At 53.9% G+C, this 17,471-nt stretch carries 17 protein-coding genes; 7 read left to right on the plus strand and 10 right to left on the minus strand.

What is annotated here, in order from left to right:
- Positions 1 to 14: 14 nt before the first annotated feature.
- Both ugpA and ugpB read right to left on the minus strand, forming a co-directional pair.
- Positions 15 to 896 carry a sn-glycerol-3-phosphate ABC transporter permease UgpA gene (ugpA, locus tag GOX88_RS12490; protein WP_170402041.1) on the minus strand — a complete coding sequence of 294 codons (882 nt, stop codon included), beginning with the start codon at positions 894 to 896 and terminating at the stop codon, positions 15 to 17.
- Positions 897 to 947: 51 nt separating this feature from the next.
- A complete protein-coding gene (gene ugpB, locus GOX88_RS12495) occupies positions 948 to 2,258 on the minus strand; it encodes a sn-glycerol-3-phosphate ABC transporter substrate-binding protein UgpB (RefSeq protein ID WP_170402044.1) in 1,311 nt (436 codons plus the stop codon).
- 639 nt (positions 2,259 to 2,897) lie between these two features.
- On the opposite strand from ugpB, the gene GOX88_RS12500 reads away from it, so the two are divergent.
- Positions 2,898 to 3,698, plus strand: a complete 801-nt coding sequence (locus GOX88_RS12500; protein WP_217354223.1) for a hypothetical protein — start codon at positions 2,898 to 2,900, stop codon at positions 3,696 to 3,698.
- Between the two features lie 160 nt (positions 3,699 to 3,858).
- On the opposite strand, the gene GOX88_RS12505 is transcribed toward GOX88_RS12500, so the two are convergent.
- Positions 3,859 to 4,491 carry a tyrosine-type recombinase/integrase gene (locus tag GOX88_RS12505; protein ID WP_170402050.1) on the minus strand — a complete coding sequence of 211 codons (633 nt, stop codon included), beginning with the start codon at positions 4,489 to 4,491 and terminating at the stop codon, positions 3,859 to 3,861.
- A 193-nt stretch (positions 4,492 to 4,684) separates the two neighbouring features.
- Positions 4,685 to 5,581, minus strand: a complete 897-nt coding sequence (locus tag GOX88_RS12510; protein ID WP_174826119.1) for a LysR family transcriptional regulator — start codon at positions 5,579 to 5,581, stop codon at positions 4,685 to 4,687.
- Positions 5,582 to 5,674: 93 nt separating this feature from the next.
- Between GOX88_RS12510 and GOX88_RS12515 the strand changes: the two genes are divergently transcribed.
- The gene (locus GOX88_RS12515; RefSeq protein ID WP_170402053.1) at positions 5,675 to 6,412 is read left to right on the plus strand and encodes an SDR family oxidoreductase; all 738 of its coding nucleotides are present in this window, start codon (positions 5,675 to 5,677) and stop codon (positions 6,410 to 6,412) included.
- A 5-nt stretch (positions 6,413 to 6,417) separates the two neighbouring features.
- On the opposite strand, the gene GOX88_RS12520 is transcribed toward GOX88_RS12515, so the two are convergent.
- Positions 6,418 to 7,332: an AraC family transcriptional regulator gene (locus GOX88_RS12520; RefSeq protein ID WP_170402056.1), complete on the minus strand. Its 915-nt coding sequence runs from the start codon at positions 7,330 to 7,332 to the stop codon at positions 6,418 to 6,420.
- Positions 7,333 to 7,427: 95 nt separating this feature from the next.
- Between GOX88_RS12520 and GOX88_RS12525 the strand changes: the two genes are divergently transcribed.
- Positions 7,428 to 8,177, plus strand: coding sequence for an SDR family oxidoreductase (locus GOX88_RS12525; RefSeq protein WP_170402059.1), 750 nt, complete (start codon positions 7,428 to 7,430; stop codon positions 8,175 to 8,177).
- A gap of 85 nt (positions 8,178 to 8,262) precedes the next feature.
- Here GOX88_RS12525 and GOX88_RS12530 read toward each other — a convergent pair whose 3' ends face one another.
- Together GOX88_RS12530 and GOX88_RS12535 are read right to left on the minus strand one after the other, a co-directional pair.
- A complete protein-coding gene (locus tag GOX88_RS12530) occupies positions 8,263 to 9,105 on the minus strand; it encodes a hypothetical protein (protein ID WP_170402062.1) in 843 nt (280 codons plus the stop codon).
- A gap of 183 nt (positions 9,106 to 9,288) precedes the next feature.
- Positions 9,289 to 9,678 (minus strand): DUF983 domain-containing protein, encoded by a 390-nt coding sequence (locus GOX88_RS12535; RefSeq protein ID WP_170402065.1) that lies wholly within the window; start codon positions 9,676 to 9,678, stop codon positions 9,289 to 9,291.
- Between the two features lie 119 nt (positions 9,679 to 9,797).
- On the opposite strand from GOX88_RS12535, the gene GOX88_RS12540 reads away from it, so the two are divergent.
- Positions 9,798 to 11,207: a PLP-dependent aminotransferase family protein gene (locus GOX88_RS12540; protein ID WP_367648073.1), complete on the plus strand. Its 1,410-nt coding sequence runs from the start codon at positions 9,798 to 9,800 to the stop codon at positions 11,205 to 11,207.
- A 76-nt stretch (positions 11,208 to 11,283) separates the two neighbouring features.
- Here the strand turns inward: GOX88_RS12540 and GOX88_RS12545 are convergent, their stop codons facing one another.
- Positions 11,284 to 11,895 (minus strand): TetR/AcrR family transcriptional regulator, encoded by a 612-nt coding sequence (locus GOX88_RS12545; RefSeq protein ID WP_170402068.1) that lies wholly within the window; start codon positions 11,893 to 11,895, stop codon positions 11,284 to 11,286.
- Positions 11,896 to 12,001: 106 nt separating this feature from the next.
- Here GOX88_RS12545 and GOX88_RS12550 point away from each other — a divergent pair, with 106 nt between their 5' ends.
- From GOX88_RS12550 to GOX88_RS12560, 3 genes are all read left to right on the plus strand, one after another.
- Positions 12,002 to 12,463, plus strand: coding sequence for a DMT family transporter (locus GOX88_RS12550; protein WP_170402071.1), 462 nt, complete (start codon positions 12,002 to 12,004; stop codon positions 12,461 to 12,463).
- Positions 12,464 to 12,524: 61 nt separating this feature from the next.
- Positions 12,525 to 12,980 (plus strand): nuclear transport factor 2 family protein, encoded by a 456-nt coding sequence (locus GOX88_RS12555; protein ID WP_170402074.1) that lies wholly within the window; start codon positions 12,525 to 12,527, stop codon positions 12,978 to 12,980.
- Positions 12,973 to 13,836 carry an ergot alkaloid biosynthesis protein gene (locus GOX88_RS12560; RefSeq protein WP_170402077.1) on the plus strand — a complete coding sequence of 288 codons (864 nt, stop codon included), beginning with the start codon at positions 12,973 to 12,975 and terminating at the stop codon, positions 13,834 to 13,836. Before GOX88_RS12555 ends, GOX88_RS12560 begins: the two co-directional genes overlap by 8 nt.
- Before the next feature lie 342 nt (positions 13,837 to 14,178).
- On the opposite strand, the gene GOX88_RS12565 is transcribed toward GOX88_RS12560, so the two are convergent.
- Both GOX88_RS12565 and GOX88_RS12570 read right to left on the minus strand, forming a co-directional pair.
- A complete protein-coding gene (locus GOX88_RS12565) occupies positions 14,179 to 15,243 on the minus strand; it encodes a DMT family transporter (RefSeq protein ID WP_254443331.1) in 1,065 nt (354 codons plus the stop codon).
- Between the two features lie 225 nt (positions 15,244 to 15,468).
- The gene (locus tag GOX88_RS12570) at positions 15,469 to 17,469 is read right to left on the minus strand and encodes a cation:proton antiporter domain-containing protein (RefSeq protein WP_170402080.1); all 2,001 of its coding nucleotides are present in this window, start codon (positions 17,467 to 17,469) and stop codon (positions 15,469 to 15,471) included.
- Positions 17,470 to 17,471: the final 2 nt, after the last annotated feature.

Here is a 17,471-nt window from a genome sequence, read left to right on the forward strand (position 1 = left end):
AGTTTCGCGTGCCATCAGTAATGCACCCGTTTCTCAATGAACTTGAATTGCAGGATGGTCAGCAGCCCAACCACAATCAACAAGATGACCGATTGCGCGGATGATGATCCAAGATCCTGGCTGACGAATCCGTCCGAGTAAACTTTGTAGACGAGGATTGTTGTTGCCTGCTGCGGGCCCCCTCCGGTGATTGTGTGGATCACACCGAAAGTTTCGAAGAACGAATAGACGACATTGACTACAAGCAGGAAAAAGGTCGTGGGTGACAAGAGCGGTAACACAATTGTCCAGAACCGCCGCCAGAAATGCGCGCCATCAATGGCTGCTGCCTCAATAACCGATTTTGGAACCGCCTGCAGGGCAGCGAAGAAAAACAGGAAGTTATAGCTGATCCGCCCCCAGGCGGATGCAACGACAACAAGTCCCATAGCCTCTGTCCCGTTCAAAACGTGGTTCCAGTCATACCCCAGTTGCCCCAGATACCACGACACCACGCCGACGCGGGTGTTGAACATGAACAGCCAGAGCACGCCTGCAACGGCAGGGGCCACGGCATAGGGCCAGATCAATAAGGTGCGGTAAACGCCAGACCCCTTGATCAAACGATCCGCGACTACGGCAAGAAACAGTGCGGGGATCATTGAGCACAGCGTGACAAGGATCGAGAAAACCGCAGTGGTCGCAAACGACGCGCGGTAGAATTTGTCGGAGAGAAGGAATTCAAAATTTCCAAGGCCCACATATTGCATCGACAGGCCAAAGGGGTCAGGGATGAACAGCGATTGCCATATCGCCTGTCCGGCGGGATAGAAAAAGAAAATCGCCGAGATCACGACTTGCGGCGCAATCAGCAGAAGCGGCAACAACCAACCGCGGAACTTGACCCGTTTTTCCATCAGACCTCTGGGCAAAAAAGGCAGGCCGTCTGGCCCACCTTTTTCATTGCCTTAGTTGTTGGCGGATTCGAACCGGCGCAAAAGCGCATCGCCGCGCTCTTTTGCGCTGTCCATCGCTTCCTGAGCAGTTTTGTCTCCCGCCCAAATCGCCTCCAGTTCCTCGTCGATAATCCCACGAATCTGGTCGAAAGAACCCAGACGCAGACCCTTGGAGTTCGCAGTCGGCTCATTCGCGGTCATCTGTATAACAGCTATGTCGGTACCGGGGTTGTCTTCATAAAAACCGGCAGCACGAGTTGCTTCACCTGCTTCTGCGGTAATGGGCAGATACCCGGTGTCCTGATGCCATTTGGCCTGCACGTCACTGGAAGACAGGAAACTCAGGAATTCGCCAACACCTGCGTATTCGGCATCTTCATGACCTTCCATTACCCAAAGCGATGCACCACCGATGATGGTATTCTGCGGGCCGTTTCCGACGCCCTCCCAATAGGGCAGTGGCCGGACGTCGAAATCAAACTCGGCTTCTGCCTTGATCCCTGCATAGCCAGCCGAGCTTTCGGTGAACAAAGCACATTCGCCAGAGCGGAAATTTGCGCCACCTTCATTTCGACGCCCCGTATAGATGAATTTACCGTCCTTTGCCCATTCGCCCATGGCGGTCAGATGTGCGACCTGCGCCGCGCCGTTTAGCATCAACTCTGTATCAAGCCCGGCAAAGCCGTTGTCCTGACTTGCAAATGGCACGTCATGATAGGCCGAGAAGTTCTCAAGGTGAATCCAGCTTTGCCACGCTGTCACTAAGGGGCATTGGGATCCGCCAGCCTTGAGGGCATCGAGCGTTTCACCCACTTTCTGCCATGTCGACAGATCGGTATCCGGGTCGACCCCAGCGGCTTCAAATGCGTCCCGGTTCACCCACAAGACAGGTGTGGAGGAATTAAACGGCAGCGACAGCATTTCGCCCTCGGTGGTTGTGTAATACCCTTTGACAGCGCCAATATAGGCGTTCGGATCAAATGCAGCACCGCTTTCGGCCATCACTTCAAAAACTGGCCTTGTCGCACCCTTTGCGGACATCATAGTCGCGGTTCCGACTTCAAACACCATTAGGATGTGCGGCTGCTCTCCTGCGCGAAACGCCGCGATCCCAGAGTTGAGTGTTTCAGAATAATTGCCCTTGTGGCTTTGCACGACGACATAGTCACTTTGACTTGCATTGAACTCTTCAACTTGTGCCGCGACCAGTTCACCCAGACGGCCGGTGAATGCGTGCCAGAATTGCACCTCGGTTTGCGCAATGGCCGCGACTGGTGACAGCACTGTGGATACGGCCAAAGCGCCGAGAATTGATTTTTGCATAGTTCCTCCCTTGCACCGCAGCGGTGCGTCCCTTGAAACTCCGTGATTTAGGTTCCGCGCAACTTGTTGGATATCAAAACGATACACCCCTTCGGGAATTTATCAAGAATGGACTATCCGGCCTTGGGAGACTTCAAATTCCACCCCTTACGCTTAGTGCAATGATCGCTTTACGACGGTCCATCAGATCAACTTGGACTGCGCGGAATTTGCTTGAGCAGTTATTCACATAATAACTGCTCGCAAGCAGTATAACTGAAATCAGTCCTCAACGAGTGAAGCGTATGCCAATTGGCAACGCACCCGCATCGAAATTCCGGCTTACTGCCCTTGCTGCTCTTCGCAACAGTGGCAATACGCTGAAAGCGGGCGTTGATTGAAGGGAAGTGAAGGACGGGTTTTTCCACAGGCTGTCAGTTCGTCACGCTCTTCATACTACCTCTGCAGCGAATGACCGCAAAGCAGGCTGTAACTGCAGCATCCGTTAGCAGTGCTGAGTGTTCGGTTTGGGCCGTCCTGATCCGCGCGCAGCGTGTCAGATCACCCGATGCCGCGATGGCTCCGGCGTCAGCAACGAGCCCAAATTGCAAAGTGCTGCGGCCTCCACTAACGTCCGCTTCAGGAAAATCGGAGGTCCTTTTGCACGGTGTATGGCGGCCAGAGCGTCGAAACAGAAAGATCGGTACCAAGAGTTCCGGCTTCTCTAAATCAAACGATATGCGCATTCCTGAAAGCTGGTTGGACAAATATGGGAACTGCTCGCTTTACTATGAACGGCTTGAGAGGCCCGAAGTTGAGCAAGTAGCCATTGCGGGTCGTCAGTTGACCCTGCTTTATGAAGCGCCGCACAATGGTTTCTCGTTTGGTTGTTCTCCCTCAGATGTCATTAAATTGCTTGCTTCGTTGTCGAAGCTCGTACCTGCGCTACCGAGCATAATCGCCTTTCGGCAACCCACGCGAAAGCAACGCCAGCAGAACCCCGTTTGGGGTCGTTTCTTGTATTTCGCAGAGTTTGGAGGCTATTGCGGCACTGCAATAGTACTGGAGGCGCAAGAGCTAGGCGCACCGCTAAAGTGGTCCAAGCGAATGACGCTAGAAGACCGCGCGGAATATGATCTCCTTATTCGAGATGGGCACCCATTTTTGGAGACAAAGCGGTACTACGTAGCAGAGCTAACCGAAGAAGCAGTGCGGAACACAAAACTCTACCGTACTTTCCTGCACGAGCTTGGGCACCTGGCTGACTTTCATCAGAAGGTTCTAGATAACCGAACGGCGCTTGATCCCGATCAGGATGTCGCGGACAGTCTCTACTTTTCGAGGCCAACGTCAGAACGTGAAGCCTTTGCGCACAGGTTCGCAGAGGAACTCAGGGAAACACTACTTGAAAACGGTGCAATACCATTCGCACCTCAGCCGTTCGCAAAAGCAGACTTCTGATCTTGGGATTCCAAAGTCAGCTTCGTCCGCGTTGTGTGAGTTCGAACGCCCTCAGTTTTTGCACTCGCAGCGAATGGCAGGTCTGACGGGCCGCACCGCAGCATCCGGCATCCCTATTGGGCGGCAGCTCTGGGCCGCAGTCGAATGCGGCCCGTACGCATTAGATTTCAATAGCTTCAGCTATGGCTAAAGCGTCCTCAAGCCTAACACCGAGATACCGAACCGCGCTGTCCATCTTAGTATGACCGAGTAAGAGTTGCACGGCGCGCAGATTGCCCGTCTCCTTGTAAACCTGCGTGACTTTGGTTCGGCGCATTGGCTGTGTGCCGTAAGCGCTTGCCTCCGACCCAATTGAAGTCACCCAATCACGAACGATCCGCGCATATTGACGGGTGGAGATATGCAGGCGCTCATGAAACCGTCCCGGCCAAAGGTATTCTGAGCCGACCATCAGTTCATCCTCCATCCACTTTTCGACAGAAACACGCGTGCCTTCGAAAATCTCGAAGCGTAAAGGTTTCTGAGTTTTGCTTTGCAGGATGGAGGCGCGTTCTTTGATCTGACCTGACGCCATGACGTTGACGACGTTCATCTTCACTAGGTCACAGCCGCGGAGCTTGCTGTCGTTCGCCATATTGAACAGCGCGAGGTCGCGATGGTTCTCGGCCAATTCAAGTCGAACCCAGATTGCCCAAACATGTTTGGGTTTCAACGGACGTTTCCGACCGACGATGCGTCCCTTGTTCCAGGCTGGGCGAAGGGCACGAATGGCGGGTAAGTTTGGCGTTTCCATGGCTGATACTCCGATCCGCCATGCCCTGCCAGAACGACAACCCGACGTTGACCGGCCCAATGTACCATAGATGCTGCATTGCATCTGATGGCAGGAGAGAGCCCTGACCAAATGTTGCTGCGCGAAGCTCGAATGGCAGCAATGCGCAGAAAGCCGACTTTGCAAAGTCGAGCGGACGGCGCTAGACATTTGGTCAAAGCGCGGTCTTGTCGAATATGCGAACGATCCAATCGAGGAAAACCCGGACGCGCGGTGAGAGTTGTCGATTTTGTGGGTAAAACGCAGCCAGCGGGGTTGGGGATGGCGGTGCATCCGGTAAGACTTCCACAAGACGACCATCTTCCAAGTCTTCCAGAAAACGATATTTCGGCGCTTGAGTCATCCCGAACCCGTTTCGGGTCAAATGATGCACAGTGTCAGCGTCGTTTGCGGTGACCAAGGCCGGTAACGTTACATCCTTAACCTTGTCTCCGATCTTGAACTCCAGCGGCATTACTGTGCCTGTTCGCGAGGACAGAAAACCAACCATCTGATGACCTTTCAGATCGTTTACCGACGTTGGAGTGCCATACTTGGCCAGATACTCTGGACTCGCACAGGTGATTTCAGGGAGATCGATCAGGTGCCGTGTGATCATTCCACTGTCATCAGGAATGCCTGCTCGGATGGCGCAATCAACGCCTTCTCGCACCAGGTCCACCAGGCGCTCTGTCTGACCGAGTTGAATGGTGATCTTGGGGTACGTCGCAAAAAAATCAGCCAGGTGCGGCAGCAGGAAGACCCGCGTCAGAGTGCCGGGAGCATCGACGCGCAGCAATCCTGATGGTTCGTGCCCACGCAGTGCTCCTTCAGCTTCTTCCAGATCAGCCAGAATTGACGCGCATCTATGGTGATAGGCCTGCCCGTCTGGCGTTGGGGCCACGTGGCGAGTTGTGCGATCCAGCAGCCGACAACCAAGGTCACGCTCCAGCCTTTGGATGGCTTCACTTGCGGTAGACCGCGGAATGTTCAGGTCAGAAGCTGCCTTTGTGAAGCTCCCGCGCTCCAGGACGCGAACAAACAGGCGCATGGTTTCAAGTCTATCGATCATTGTTCGCTTTTACCGAATTGTCATTCCAGCTCAAGACTGATTATCTGGCCTGTCTCCGTGCCTATCTTCGCGGCAAGCAGAAAGGAGATTGGCATGGTACACGGACAACGAACTGCAATTGTAACCGGCGCAAGCAAGGGGATTGGTGCAGCCATTGCACTCCGCCTCGCTCAGGATGGTCATGCAATCATTGCCAATTATGCGAGTGATGAAGCCGGAGCGAACGAGGTTGTAGACGCTATCAAGAAAGCTGGCGGCCAAGCAGTCGCGGTCCAGGGTGACATCTCCGAAGCATCCTGCATGCCGCGATTGTTCGATGCGGCTGAACAAGAATTCGGTTCTGCCGATGTTCTGGTTAACAACGCGGGAATTATGCGCCTGAGCGCGGTTGCTTCTACAACTGATGCCGATTTCGAGGCGCACTGCGCCGTCAACATTGGGGGTGTGTTTCGCGGCATGCGGGAGGCAGCCAAACGTATTAACGCAGGCGGCGCGATTGTAAGCCTGTCCTCCAGCGTGGTGGGTCTCTATCAGCCAACATATGGAATCTACGCGGCGACAAAAGCCGCAGTGGAAGCATTGACTCATGTGTTGGCCAAAGAATTGGGCCCACGTGGCATCACGGTGAATGCTGTAGCGCCTGGGCCGGTCGGGACCGACCTATTCATGACTGGCAAGCCCGAGGCGGTGATCGAGAACATCAAAAAGATGAACCCGTTTGGGCGGCTCGGAACACCCGAAGACATCGCTGCCGCTGTTTCGCTTCTGGCCGGACCTGATGGCCGTTGGATTAGCGGGCAAACACTTCGCGCCAATGGAGGCGTCATCTGACAAGCTCAGCCCGAAGCTTCCAGCAGATTTGCCTTTGAGTAACGCGCGGGCGGGCATCCAACATAGCGCGAAAATGCCGTACTGAAGGCACTGGACGACCCATACCCGATCTGGGCAGAGATTTCGGCAATGCTGAGGTCGCCCGCTCGGAGCATATGCTTTGCCAATGTCATCCGCCAGTTCTGCAAATAGCTCATTGGGGGCATTCCCATGACCCCTTCAAACCGTGTGAAGAATGCAGAACGAGATAATCCGGCTTCGGTTGCAAGAGCTTGAACAGTCCAGCTGTGAGCCGGGGCCGCGTGCATGGCTCGCAAACTGGGTCCAACCCGCATGTCTGCCAATCCACGCAAAAGGCCCGCGGCTGGAGTTGTATCCGCGCCGGATCGGAAGGCTTCAATTAACAACACCTGTAATAGGTTCTCGACGATTACGTCCCGTGCTGGCCTGTTTGCACGAGCCTCGTCGCGAACAAGCCCCGTGAGGGCAGCCAACCGACCCTCACTACGAACAAAAATCAGGTCTGGTAGCAGTGAGACCAAGAGATCGGCATCCGGGCTGGCAAAGGTGCAATGGCCTACCAGCTGTTGAACCTCCGGATCCGCATCAGTTGACCCAAGCCTGAATACTCCGTCTTCACCCTCTATGGGATAGTTGACCAACCCATCGGGCGGTGGAGGGGCCACACTGGAAAAGGTGAATGACTTGACCGCAGGGATCAGCACAAAGTCACCCGCATTCAAAACGAGTGGTTCTTTCCCTTCGATCTCTAGGCATGCACGTCCCGAAAGTAGAGAACAGTAGAAGGCCTCATTTACATCTTCACGATGCACCCGAAATGGCCCCGATGCATGTACCAGTTTTGAATAGGATGCTTTGGGTTGAAGGAGCGCGATGATTTCAGAGAATGGATCTGCCATATTGGACTATCAATAACAAATAATGGATGATCGATTATATATAATACCGACTGCGTTGATTATTTTCAATGCATCAACGAACAGGAGATAACGTCATGAAGACTGTATTGATCACAGGATGTTCTTCGGGATTTGGACTGGAGACAGCGCGCTTCTTTCTCGAAAAGGGATGGTCGGTAATCGCAACAATGCGCAAGCCAGATGAAGCACTATGCCCGGCCTCGGATCGTTTGACGATCCTGCCATTGGATATCTCGGACAGCGAGAATATCACAAAGGCAGTGGAAGTTGCTGGCCCTATCGACGCTTTGGTGAACAATGCAGGCGTGGGCTGGCTTTCCCCTTTTGAGGGCACATCAGAAGATAACCTGCGTCGGATTTTTGAGACCAACACGTTCGGCACCATGGAAATGGTCCGTGCCGTGCTGCCGCAAATGCGCGCAGAGGGATCAGGGGTGATCGTGAATGTTTCTTCCAGCGTCACACTCAAACCGCTACCGCTGGCTTCGGTCTACACGGCCAGCAAAGCCGCGGTGAACGCTTTCACCGAATGCCTTGCCCTTGAACTGGCTCCTCTGGGCATTCGCGCCCATATCGTGTTGCCGGGTCAGGCCCCAACGACGAATTTTGGCAAGAACGCAATGGCACTGATGTCAGAAGCCAATGACACCCCTGGGGACTACAAGCCTTTCGCCGAGCAGACCATGGCGGCTTTCATGAACACGGAAGGGAAAGAATTCACCTTCTCCGAGGATGTCGTCCAGGCAATCTGGAGAGCCGTCACCGACAGCACGTGCCCACTTCGGATCCCTGCCGGAAAGGACTCGGTCGCTCTGGCGGCGTGATACCCTCAACAATATGAAGAAACCCTCCCGAAAAACCAGAATGGCCGACCTCAATGGGCCGGCCTTTTTTGCATCTGGTAAGGCCTCACGCCAACATTTTGCTCGAAGTATCCCGTGTTTGTCGCGCCTTAACCGCAGTAAGCCACTCAACGGCAGTCTTCGTGCCACCAAAAGGATAAAGGTGAACCGCAACATCAGCTAAATTGCGTCGTTGTAGCCCTTGTTCGATCAAGCAGACCAGACGGGAGAAATCAACGATCCCGTCCACGGTGTCACTCACGTTGTTAAGTCCGCCACCCGAAACCCCAAATGAGCGTGCAAACCTGAGCAGGCGATCCTTTTTAGTCGGCCCAGGTAATCCAATTTGGATGGTCTGGCTAACACCAACGTTTCGAAGCTGGCTTATCCAGTTGAGAATTCTGGTTGGATCAAAGGCAAGTTGAGTGGTTATGCTCACGTTGCACCCGTGGGACTCTAGAAGTTTAACTTTTTCCTCTAGTAAGGCCACGTCCGAACGATAACCTATGGCGGCGTTCCCCTCAGGAAAACCTGGCAAGGTAACCCTCTTGATCGCGTATTTTTCAATCCACTCCGTTCGAAGGAGATCTATCGCGCTGTTGAATGGACCCGACGCCAAGGATGGATCACCGCCAACGACCATGACTTGTCCTTGTGCGCCGGCAAACCGGAGTTTTTCGGTCAGGTCAAACAAGTGTTTTTTTGATTGAAGGCGTCGAGCTGCAAATATCGGCACTGGCAATAGTCCGGCATCGTCGATCCGGCGCACCGTTCGCAGCCTGTCATAATCATCCTCATCGTTCAGCCAGGCCACATTGACAGCGGTTCTCGCAGGAATAAGTGACGCGGCTGATGTGAGATCCGCAATTGTCTTTCCTGTCGCTTCAAGTGAAAGAAAATCGAAATCCATCAAGGAATCCTTCCTTTGAAAGGGCTGAGAATTCATTGGGAGGGTCGGCTCGCCTAACCGATAACGTTCAGAGCCTGACCGGGAACATTCCAGCTTCGATTGCCAAATTCGTTCGACATGACCTCGAAGCTTGGCAGCAGAAGCAAGCCACAGGCGCATGGCCAGTCTGCAAAAGTAGGCTGGCTAGAACCCGTGCATTCTTTTGGCCCATTGGTATCCGACAATCAGGCCCTTCATGACCGGCAGCAGTGCCAACGCGCCAACGACTGCAATGACCGACATGCTAAGTGCCAGTACCCAGGGCTCCGGCCGCCATGTCACCCAGGCGATGTGCAACGCAAATCCCATAAGGTGGCCAACGATCAGGATCGTAAGATAAGCCGGACCATCATCAGCCCGCTGATAGCTCAGATCCAAACCGCAATTCGAGCACTCATCGTTCACTTTGATGTAGCTATGCAGCAGTTTGCCTTCCCCGCATTTGGGGCACTTGAGGCGCATCCCATTCATGATCGCGGGTTTGATGGGGCGCTCTTCACTGTCGTCGTGGCCGTCAATTGCAAGTTCGGACATCTTTGATCTCCTTCTGTTGCGCCTCAGATAGTTCATCTTCAGACAAAATGCAATCAATAGCCAATCAATGTGTTGGCGAGTGCGACAACTTGTTGATAAATGCTCGGAAAAAGGTAAAGGTGACAGGCACAATCTCCTATATTGAATGGAGCGAAGCCTTGAAGTCATGGACACCGAATCTGCGCGGCGACGGAAAGCCACTCTATGTCCAGATCGCCGAAGCGATCAGACATGATGTAGAAACAGGTGTGCTTGATGCAGGTGACAGGCTTCCGCCTCAACGCAGCGTCGCCAAGCTGGTTGGCTTAGACTTCACGACGGTGTCCCGCGGATACTCTGAAGCCGCAAAGCGAGGGTACATCGATACTTTTGTTGGGCGAGGATCGTTTATCCGAAAGCCAGAAGAAACATCAGAAAAAGCAGACCCGCGACGCGCGCTTGAAGAAGATCCGAACATGAACATGCCCCCGGAACCAGACGATCCGGCTCTTGTGGCCCGCATGGAGCAAGGCCTCACGCATGTTGCTGCAAACCTTGTTCCTCTGCTTCGTTATCAGTCCATAATCGGCAGCCGGCAGGACCGGGAAACCGCGGCGCGCTGGATGAACATCAATGGTATCGACGTTACCGCTGACCATTTGGCAATCACTCCTGGCGCGCATGCCAGCCTATTGTCGATCCTGACGCTGCTCACCAAACCCGGAGACACCGTGATCTGTGAGCGTGTGACCTATCCCGGTATTCGTGCCATAGGCGCTCAACTTGGCATCCGGCTTGTTGGCGTGAGATCAGACGGCAGCGGTATTCTCCCTGATGAACTGGATGCGGCCATTCGAGAATATGCGCCCACTGCTCTGTATCTGAACCCAACGTTGCAAAACCCCCTGACGCTTACAATTCCAATCGAGAGGCGTGAACAGATCGCATCCGTATTGCGAAAGCATGGCGTGCCTTTGATTGAAGACGACGCATGTCGCTTTGTGTCTTCGGATGCGCCGCCAGCTGTCTCACAGCAGATTCCAGAACTGGGGTGGTACATCGCGGGTCTTTCGAAATGCCTTGGCGCTGGTTTGAGGCTGGCACTCACGGTGGTTCCATCAGGTCTGTCGAGAACGCACTTCACTCGGGCCTTGCAGGCATCGAATGTCATGGTGTCACCGATCACAACAGCTTTGATGGCGCGATGGATCGAGGATGGTACAGCCGCGGCGGTACAGAAGTTCGTCCGCGAGGAGGCGAGCCGCAGACAGAACTTGGCGGCCAAGATTATGCGGAGCCAAGACTTTGAGGGCGGTCGGGAGGCATTCAATATCTGGCTGACACTGCCCGAAGGATCCAGCCGAGCAGACGTGATGAGTCACATGGCCAATCGCCAAATCGGGATTATGCCGAGCAATGCCTTTACGGTGACAGGAACGCCCGATGAAGCGGTCAGGGTATGCCTGGGAGGACCAATCTCATTCAGCCAACTGACTGAAGATCTCGAAGCATTAAACTATGCGATCACCCACCAAAATTGGGTTCCCTAAGCTGATAGGCGGTGCCGAAAAACCGAAACGACCTTCGTCTCAGTTCTTCAATTTGCTTTACGGTTATTGTTTATTTTTATACACTTAGCACCAGATTGGTAAATCGTTGAATGTCTGCTGATCTGACAGGTCGATGCTGAACAATGACGTGCCAGTAAAGCGGTGCGATAAACATATCCAGGATCATTTGCCGATCTGTGTCTTTTGTCAGCTCACCACGCTCAATAGCTCTGTCCAACATGACCATAGCTTGGGCTCGGCGATCTCGCGTCACACTCTCAAGTAATTCTGCCAATTCATCAGAACGGGCGTGCTCAGCATGCAGGTCGGGTAGAATCCGCCTAACAAGCGGATGACGCAGAGTTGCAGCCATCCTGCGCATAAGCCTGGCAACGTCCTTCTCAAAGGATCCTGTGTCCGGAATTGGAGTGATATTCGTAGCCGCTGATTTCACCGCTTCGGTCACCAGTTCAAACTTGGATTTGCTCCGTCGATAGAGCGCCGCCTTTCCGACGCCTGCACGTGCCGCAATGCGCTCCATTCGAAGAGCCGAGTAACCCGTTTCCGCCCATTCCTCGAACAAGGCGCGCTGGATTGCTTCCGTCACCGTGTCTTGCAAAACGGCGGCCCCGGCTGGCTTCCGACGCGGCCGATCAGAATTTATTTCGTCGGAACTCTTGCGTTCCATCGTGATTCTCCCCTATATAGGACGAAACAGTATCGTTCCGACGAAGTTTGAGGCAAACTCCTGGATACTGCAACACATTTTTGGCACTTGCGGAAAGGGCGCGAAGATGGACCCGAAAATTGCACTCCTGTGGTTTGCACCTCTGCTTTGCGGGGCCTTGATACCCATCCATGCCGGAATGAACGCAGAGCTCAGCCGCGCGGTTGGTCACCCGCTCTGGGCAACCCTGTTGTCATTTGGAATTTCATTCGTTTGCCTGATGGCCGGGGTCGCTTGGCTCCGTCCGACATTGCCAAGCTTTTCTTCTCTATATGCGGCTCCTCCCTGGGCGTGGGTAGGAGGTGTGATCGGTGTCATTTACGTGATGGCGACCATGGTTCTGATCCCACGCTTTGGGGCCGCGGCTTTTATTGCCGCAGTCGTCGCCGGACAAATGATGATGGCACTCATCCTGGACCAGAACGGGCTTCTTGGGAACGCACCTAGACCAGCAGACTTCTATCGCATCGCTGGTGCTGTGTTGTCGATCTCGGGTGTTCTGATCATGCAGTTTGGAAAAGCAACATAAACCAAACCACCACTCACAGAACAACCCTCCCGTTAAGGGAACAACAAGAGGTAATGAGATCATGTCTGACACAAACAACATTCCCAGCTTTGGCGCGATGCTGCGCGGTGCCCTCGGAGATGCAATCATCGCAGAAGCAGGCGAGAACTTCTTGGACATGTGTGACGAAGGCATCGTGTTCGAGTTCCCGTTTTCTCCAGAAGGCTCAGTACGAGAACTCCGCGGTCGAGACACTATGGCAGCCTATCTGCCAAAAGCCGGAGGCCTCATCAGCTTTGAATCCATGAGCCCGGCAGTCACCCATGTTGCCAAAGACGGTGAAACATTTGTGTTGGAGTTCTCCTGCAAAGGTGAAGGCAAAGCCGGACGCTACGATCAAAACTATATTTCTGTGATCAAAGTGAAAAACGGCCGCATCGTTCACTACCGGGATTACTGGAACCCACAGGTGCTGCTGAATGCCGTCGGCGGCGTTGAAACACTAAAATCCGAACTCGGGAGCTTTATCGATGCCTAAGAATATTCTCGTCACCGGCGGCACCGGCAAGACTGGTAGCCGCGTCGTAAAAAAGCTAATTGCAAAAGGGCTGGCTCCCCGCGTGGGAACACGCAGGCCTCGAAACAAAGATGAATTTCGGTTCGATTGGAGCGATCCGTCCACGTTCACGGATGCTTTCGAAGGTGTCAGGGCTGTCTACCTCGTGGCACCCACAGACACTGTGGATTCGCTGGGAGCAATGCAGCCCGGTCTTGAGGCGGCACTTGCCGCGGGCGTCCAACGTCTCGTGCTACTCAGTGCCTCTTCTTTGGAAGAAGGCGGACCCATGATGGGCGCAGTCCACGCCTGGCTGCGCGCGAACGCTCCAGAATGGGCCGTTCTGCGTCCAACCTGGTTCATGCAGAACTTCTCAGAGCTTCATCACCGAGATCCCATTCGCGATGAGTCAGCCATCTACACAGCGACAGATGACGGCCGAGTTGGCTTTATCGATGCTGGCGATATAGCAGCCTGTGCAACGGTGCTGCTGGTCACTCCATCAGTCGAAAACACTGACTATATACTCACTGGCCCGGAAGCGATTTCTTATGATGTGGTTGCTGAGGCGCTAAGCAGTCAATTAGGGCGGCAGATCGTCCACCATCATCTAACCGTAGAAGAACTGGCGGAGCGTCATCAGAGCCTCGGATTGCCAGAAGACTACGCGAAGACATTGGCTGCTATGGACGGCGCAATCGCTGGCGGATCTGAGGATCGTGTCACCAACAATGTGCTCAAATTGACAGGCTCGTTGCCAACTTCCATCGATCAATTCGTTCAACAGAACCTCGAAGCTTGGAAGCAGAGCAAAAGATATCAAGATGCGAGTAGCTGAGTCAGCGAACTTGTGAGATGTGTGTGTTCTTGGCTGACCTTCGTGTTGGCTTCTGGAACTGTAGCAATGTTGCGCATGTCGGAGTTTGCAAAACTCGGCGATGACTGTCCGGATTGGGCTGCGACCAGCCAATCGAACTAGTTGCAGAGAATGGCAACTCTGAGCCCAAACTGCGTTATGCTGCAGGGCGATTGAACGGCAGCTTCAGCTACTCCCAGATTTCCCTCCCATCTAAATCTGCTCATACGCCCAAAAAAGACCCGACGCTTGGCCGGGCCAGTTTGTGACGACGGGGATCGTCACTCTGTAACGTGCGTGGTCAGAGGGTCCCCCAAATACACCTCATTCAGCTTGTTGGGGCTTGCGCTTAGATATGTAGGAAAAGAGTCGACCGTCGGTCACGGCAAAGCCCAGAGCAATGATGGCAAACCCAATCCAAGCGCTCGGCTCCATCCTTTCACCAAGGAATGTAACACCAAGGCCGATAGCAAATGGCGGGATCAGCAGTGTCACCAACAGAAGGTTGGCGGCACCAGCTCGCGCAAGAATTGCAAAGTAAAGAACGTAGGCCAGTGCTGTCGATAGCGCGGCCATACCTAGCAGGGCGGCCCATACGCCAGCGGACAGAGCAAAGTTTGGAGGGCCATCCATCACGAGAACGATTGGGATCATAAGCACTGTGCTTCCGGCCAGCATGCCAAGTGCGTTCACAAGTGGTGGTTGGCCCGAAAGCGCAGTTCTGCCCCAGACACCGGCAAAAGCATAAGAGAGTGTCGCTCCAAGGATGGCTAACTGTGCCAGATTACTCGGATTGAACTCATTCAATGCGCTTGGCCCCATTATGAAGGCCACGCCCAAAATACCTAGTGAAGCACCAGCTATCTTTTTGGGCGTCAACGGTTCGTCCTTAAGAAGCAAGCCAGCCACGACGGCTGCAAACATTGCCGTCGTGGCGTTAAGGATTGAGGCCAGCCCGCTGTCGATTTGCGTTTGCCCCCAAAAGATCAACGAGAATGGGATGGCGTTGTTTAGCGCCCCCATGACGAGGTAAGCGCCCCATATCCGCGGGGTATTTGGAACACTCAACCCTTTGAATTTGACGATGAGGGCCAGAATTGGAACTGCCCAGATCACCCTGTGCAATGTAATTGTCAGTGGCGGCACTTCGGACAGAGCAACTTCGCCAAAGAAGAACGATCCGCCCCAAACCGCAGCAAGTAGAAGCAGCATTATACCGGCTTTCAAGTCCATCGTTGGCATGGGTTGCTTTGTCATATCTTGAGGTTCCACCAATATCGTTTCGTCAAACAAATTAGCTGGCGCGACCCCAACACCGCGACCCGTTTCTTGCGGAAAGCACTCCTGGTTCACGCTGTTTTGGAATGACAGTGAAGCCAAAGAAAACATTGGCGCATTTTGAGCGAAGGATCGCTTTGTCCGCACAGTGCGAGTTCGAACGGCTCTCGATATCGCGTTCGCAGCGAATGGCCGGTCTGGTGAATGCTGCGGTGCGGCGCGTGGTTGATCGACGAATGTCGGCTCTGGGCCGTCCCAAGCCAAACTGTAAGGGCCCAGTTAAACGGATGTGTGATGTACTGAGACGACCCGCCGGTTTCCATTCTGAAACATACTCTATTGATGCGGAGCCTTGTCTTTTCTCACGTTTTTGGCCCTAATTGCCTCGACGTCCTTACCAGACGGCGGCAACCAACCGGAATCCGTACGATCTCCATAGGCTCGGCCTTTGCCGAAAATCTGTGCGTCGCGTTCCTCCATCAGGACCCGTGATTTCTCGATGTAAACGGCGTTTTCGTGCAACGGGATATTTGGGTCATAGACTTCAGCCATTTCCTGAAGAATGTGCCGGTCATCCTCCGAAAACTTACGAGCCAAAAGTTCAGCGTCAAAGGGATGCATCCCCATCAATTCAAACGCTGATCGCCCTGATCGCACAGAAGAATCGAAGGTTTCGCGGATGATTTCATGAACGCCGGCCGCATAGAGGTCGTAGACATGCTCACGGTCTATCGCCCGCGCGATGATTATTACATTCGGATAGTTATGGCGTACGTGGAGGACCAGAGAATTGATCTGCTCTTTTTCGTCAATCGCGACCACCAGCAACCGTGCTTTAGATATTCCGGCCGCATGCAACAAGTCAGGCCTAGTGGCATCACCGAAAAACACTTTGAAGCCAAACGAACGGAGCAGTTCGAGATGTGACGCGCTGTAGTCGAGAACGGTTGTGGTATACCCCGCCGCTCGCAGCATTCGATTGACAACACCACCAAAACGCCCGTGACCGACAATGATCACCTCTCCGTCCTCATCAATTGCGTCTGCTTCTCGTTCCTGTTCCTGGGCTGAACGGGGTAGGATGAGTTTGTCGTAGATGATGAACAAAGCCGGAGTAAGCAGCATGGACAGCGCGACAACCAACAGCAGTTGATCTGCGATTGATTTCGGGATGACGTGGCTTGCGACGGTGAAGGACAGCAAAACGAACCCGAATTCTCCAGCTTGAGCAAGCCCCAATCCAAAGAGCCACTTGTCGGTTCCTTTGATCCGGAAGGTGTGAGCCAGAGCAAACAGAACCCCGGCTTTCAAAAGGATCACGCCAAGCGTCAATGCCAAGATGATCACAAAGTTTTCACCAAGCAGCGCGAAATCAATTCCCGCGCCGACGGTGATAAAGAACAACCCCAGAAGCAGCCCTCGGAATGGGTCGATGTTCGATTCCAACTCGTGTCTGTATTCGCTGTTCGCAAGAACCACACCGGCTAAGAAGGTCCCAAGCGCTGGGGACAAGCCGACGACGATCATCAAAAGCGCAATTCCGATAACGAAGAGAAGAGCGGTTGCCACAAAAAGCTCACGCAGGCCAGCCATCGCGATGAAGCGAAAGATCGGACGGGTCAGGAATGTGCCACCGAGAACGATGGCGACCACTGCTCCGATGGTTATGGATGCAACTTGCCAACCGGCCAGACCGTCCACGAGGCTGAGGCTTGCGTGATCACCGTCCCCGTGCCCATCGGATGCGTGCGCGTCTCCAGTATGTGCCACTTCAGCCCCGTGACCTGTGGTGGAGACGACACCGTGTGAAACATCCGTGAGTTCCGGCAATGCCAGAAGAGGGATAAATGCCAACATCGGAATGACCGCGATGTCCTGAAAAAGTAGGACGGAGAAGCTTGACTGGCCTCCTTCCGTTTTCATCAACCCTTTTTCGTTCAGGGTTTGCAAGACAATCGCCGTCGACGACAAAGCGAGGACCATGCCGATAGCAAGAGAAACCGTCCAAGGCTGCCCAAAGAACAGCGCGACGACCATCACAAGACCGGTTGTCGTAGCAACCTGAAGTCCGCCTAAACCAATCAGCTTGGATCGCATGGCCCAGAGCATTTTTGGCTCAAGCTCCAACCCGACAAGGAACAGCATCATCACGACACCGAATTCAGCGAAATGCTGGATCGAGATTACATCCACGCCGAGTGCAGCCAGCAAAGGGCTGATCGCAATGCCAGCGATCAGATAACCCAAGACTGACCCCAGACCCAAACGTGTAGCAACGGGGACTGCGACAACACCAGCTGTCAGAAAGACGAACGCTAGGAACAAAAAATCGTTCATGG

It is taken from the genome of Ruegeria arenilitoris, from assembly GCF_013030985.1.
Classification (GTDB): domain Bacteria; phylum Pseudomonadota; class Alphaproteobacteria; order Rhodobacterales; family Rhodobacteraceae; genus Ruegeria; species Ruegeria arenilitoris_B.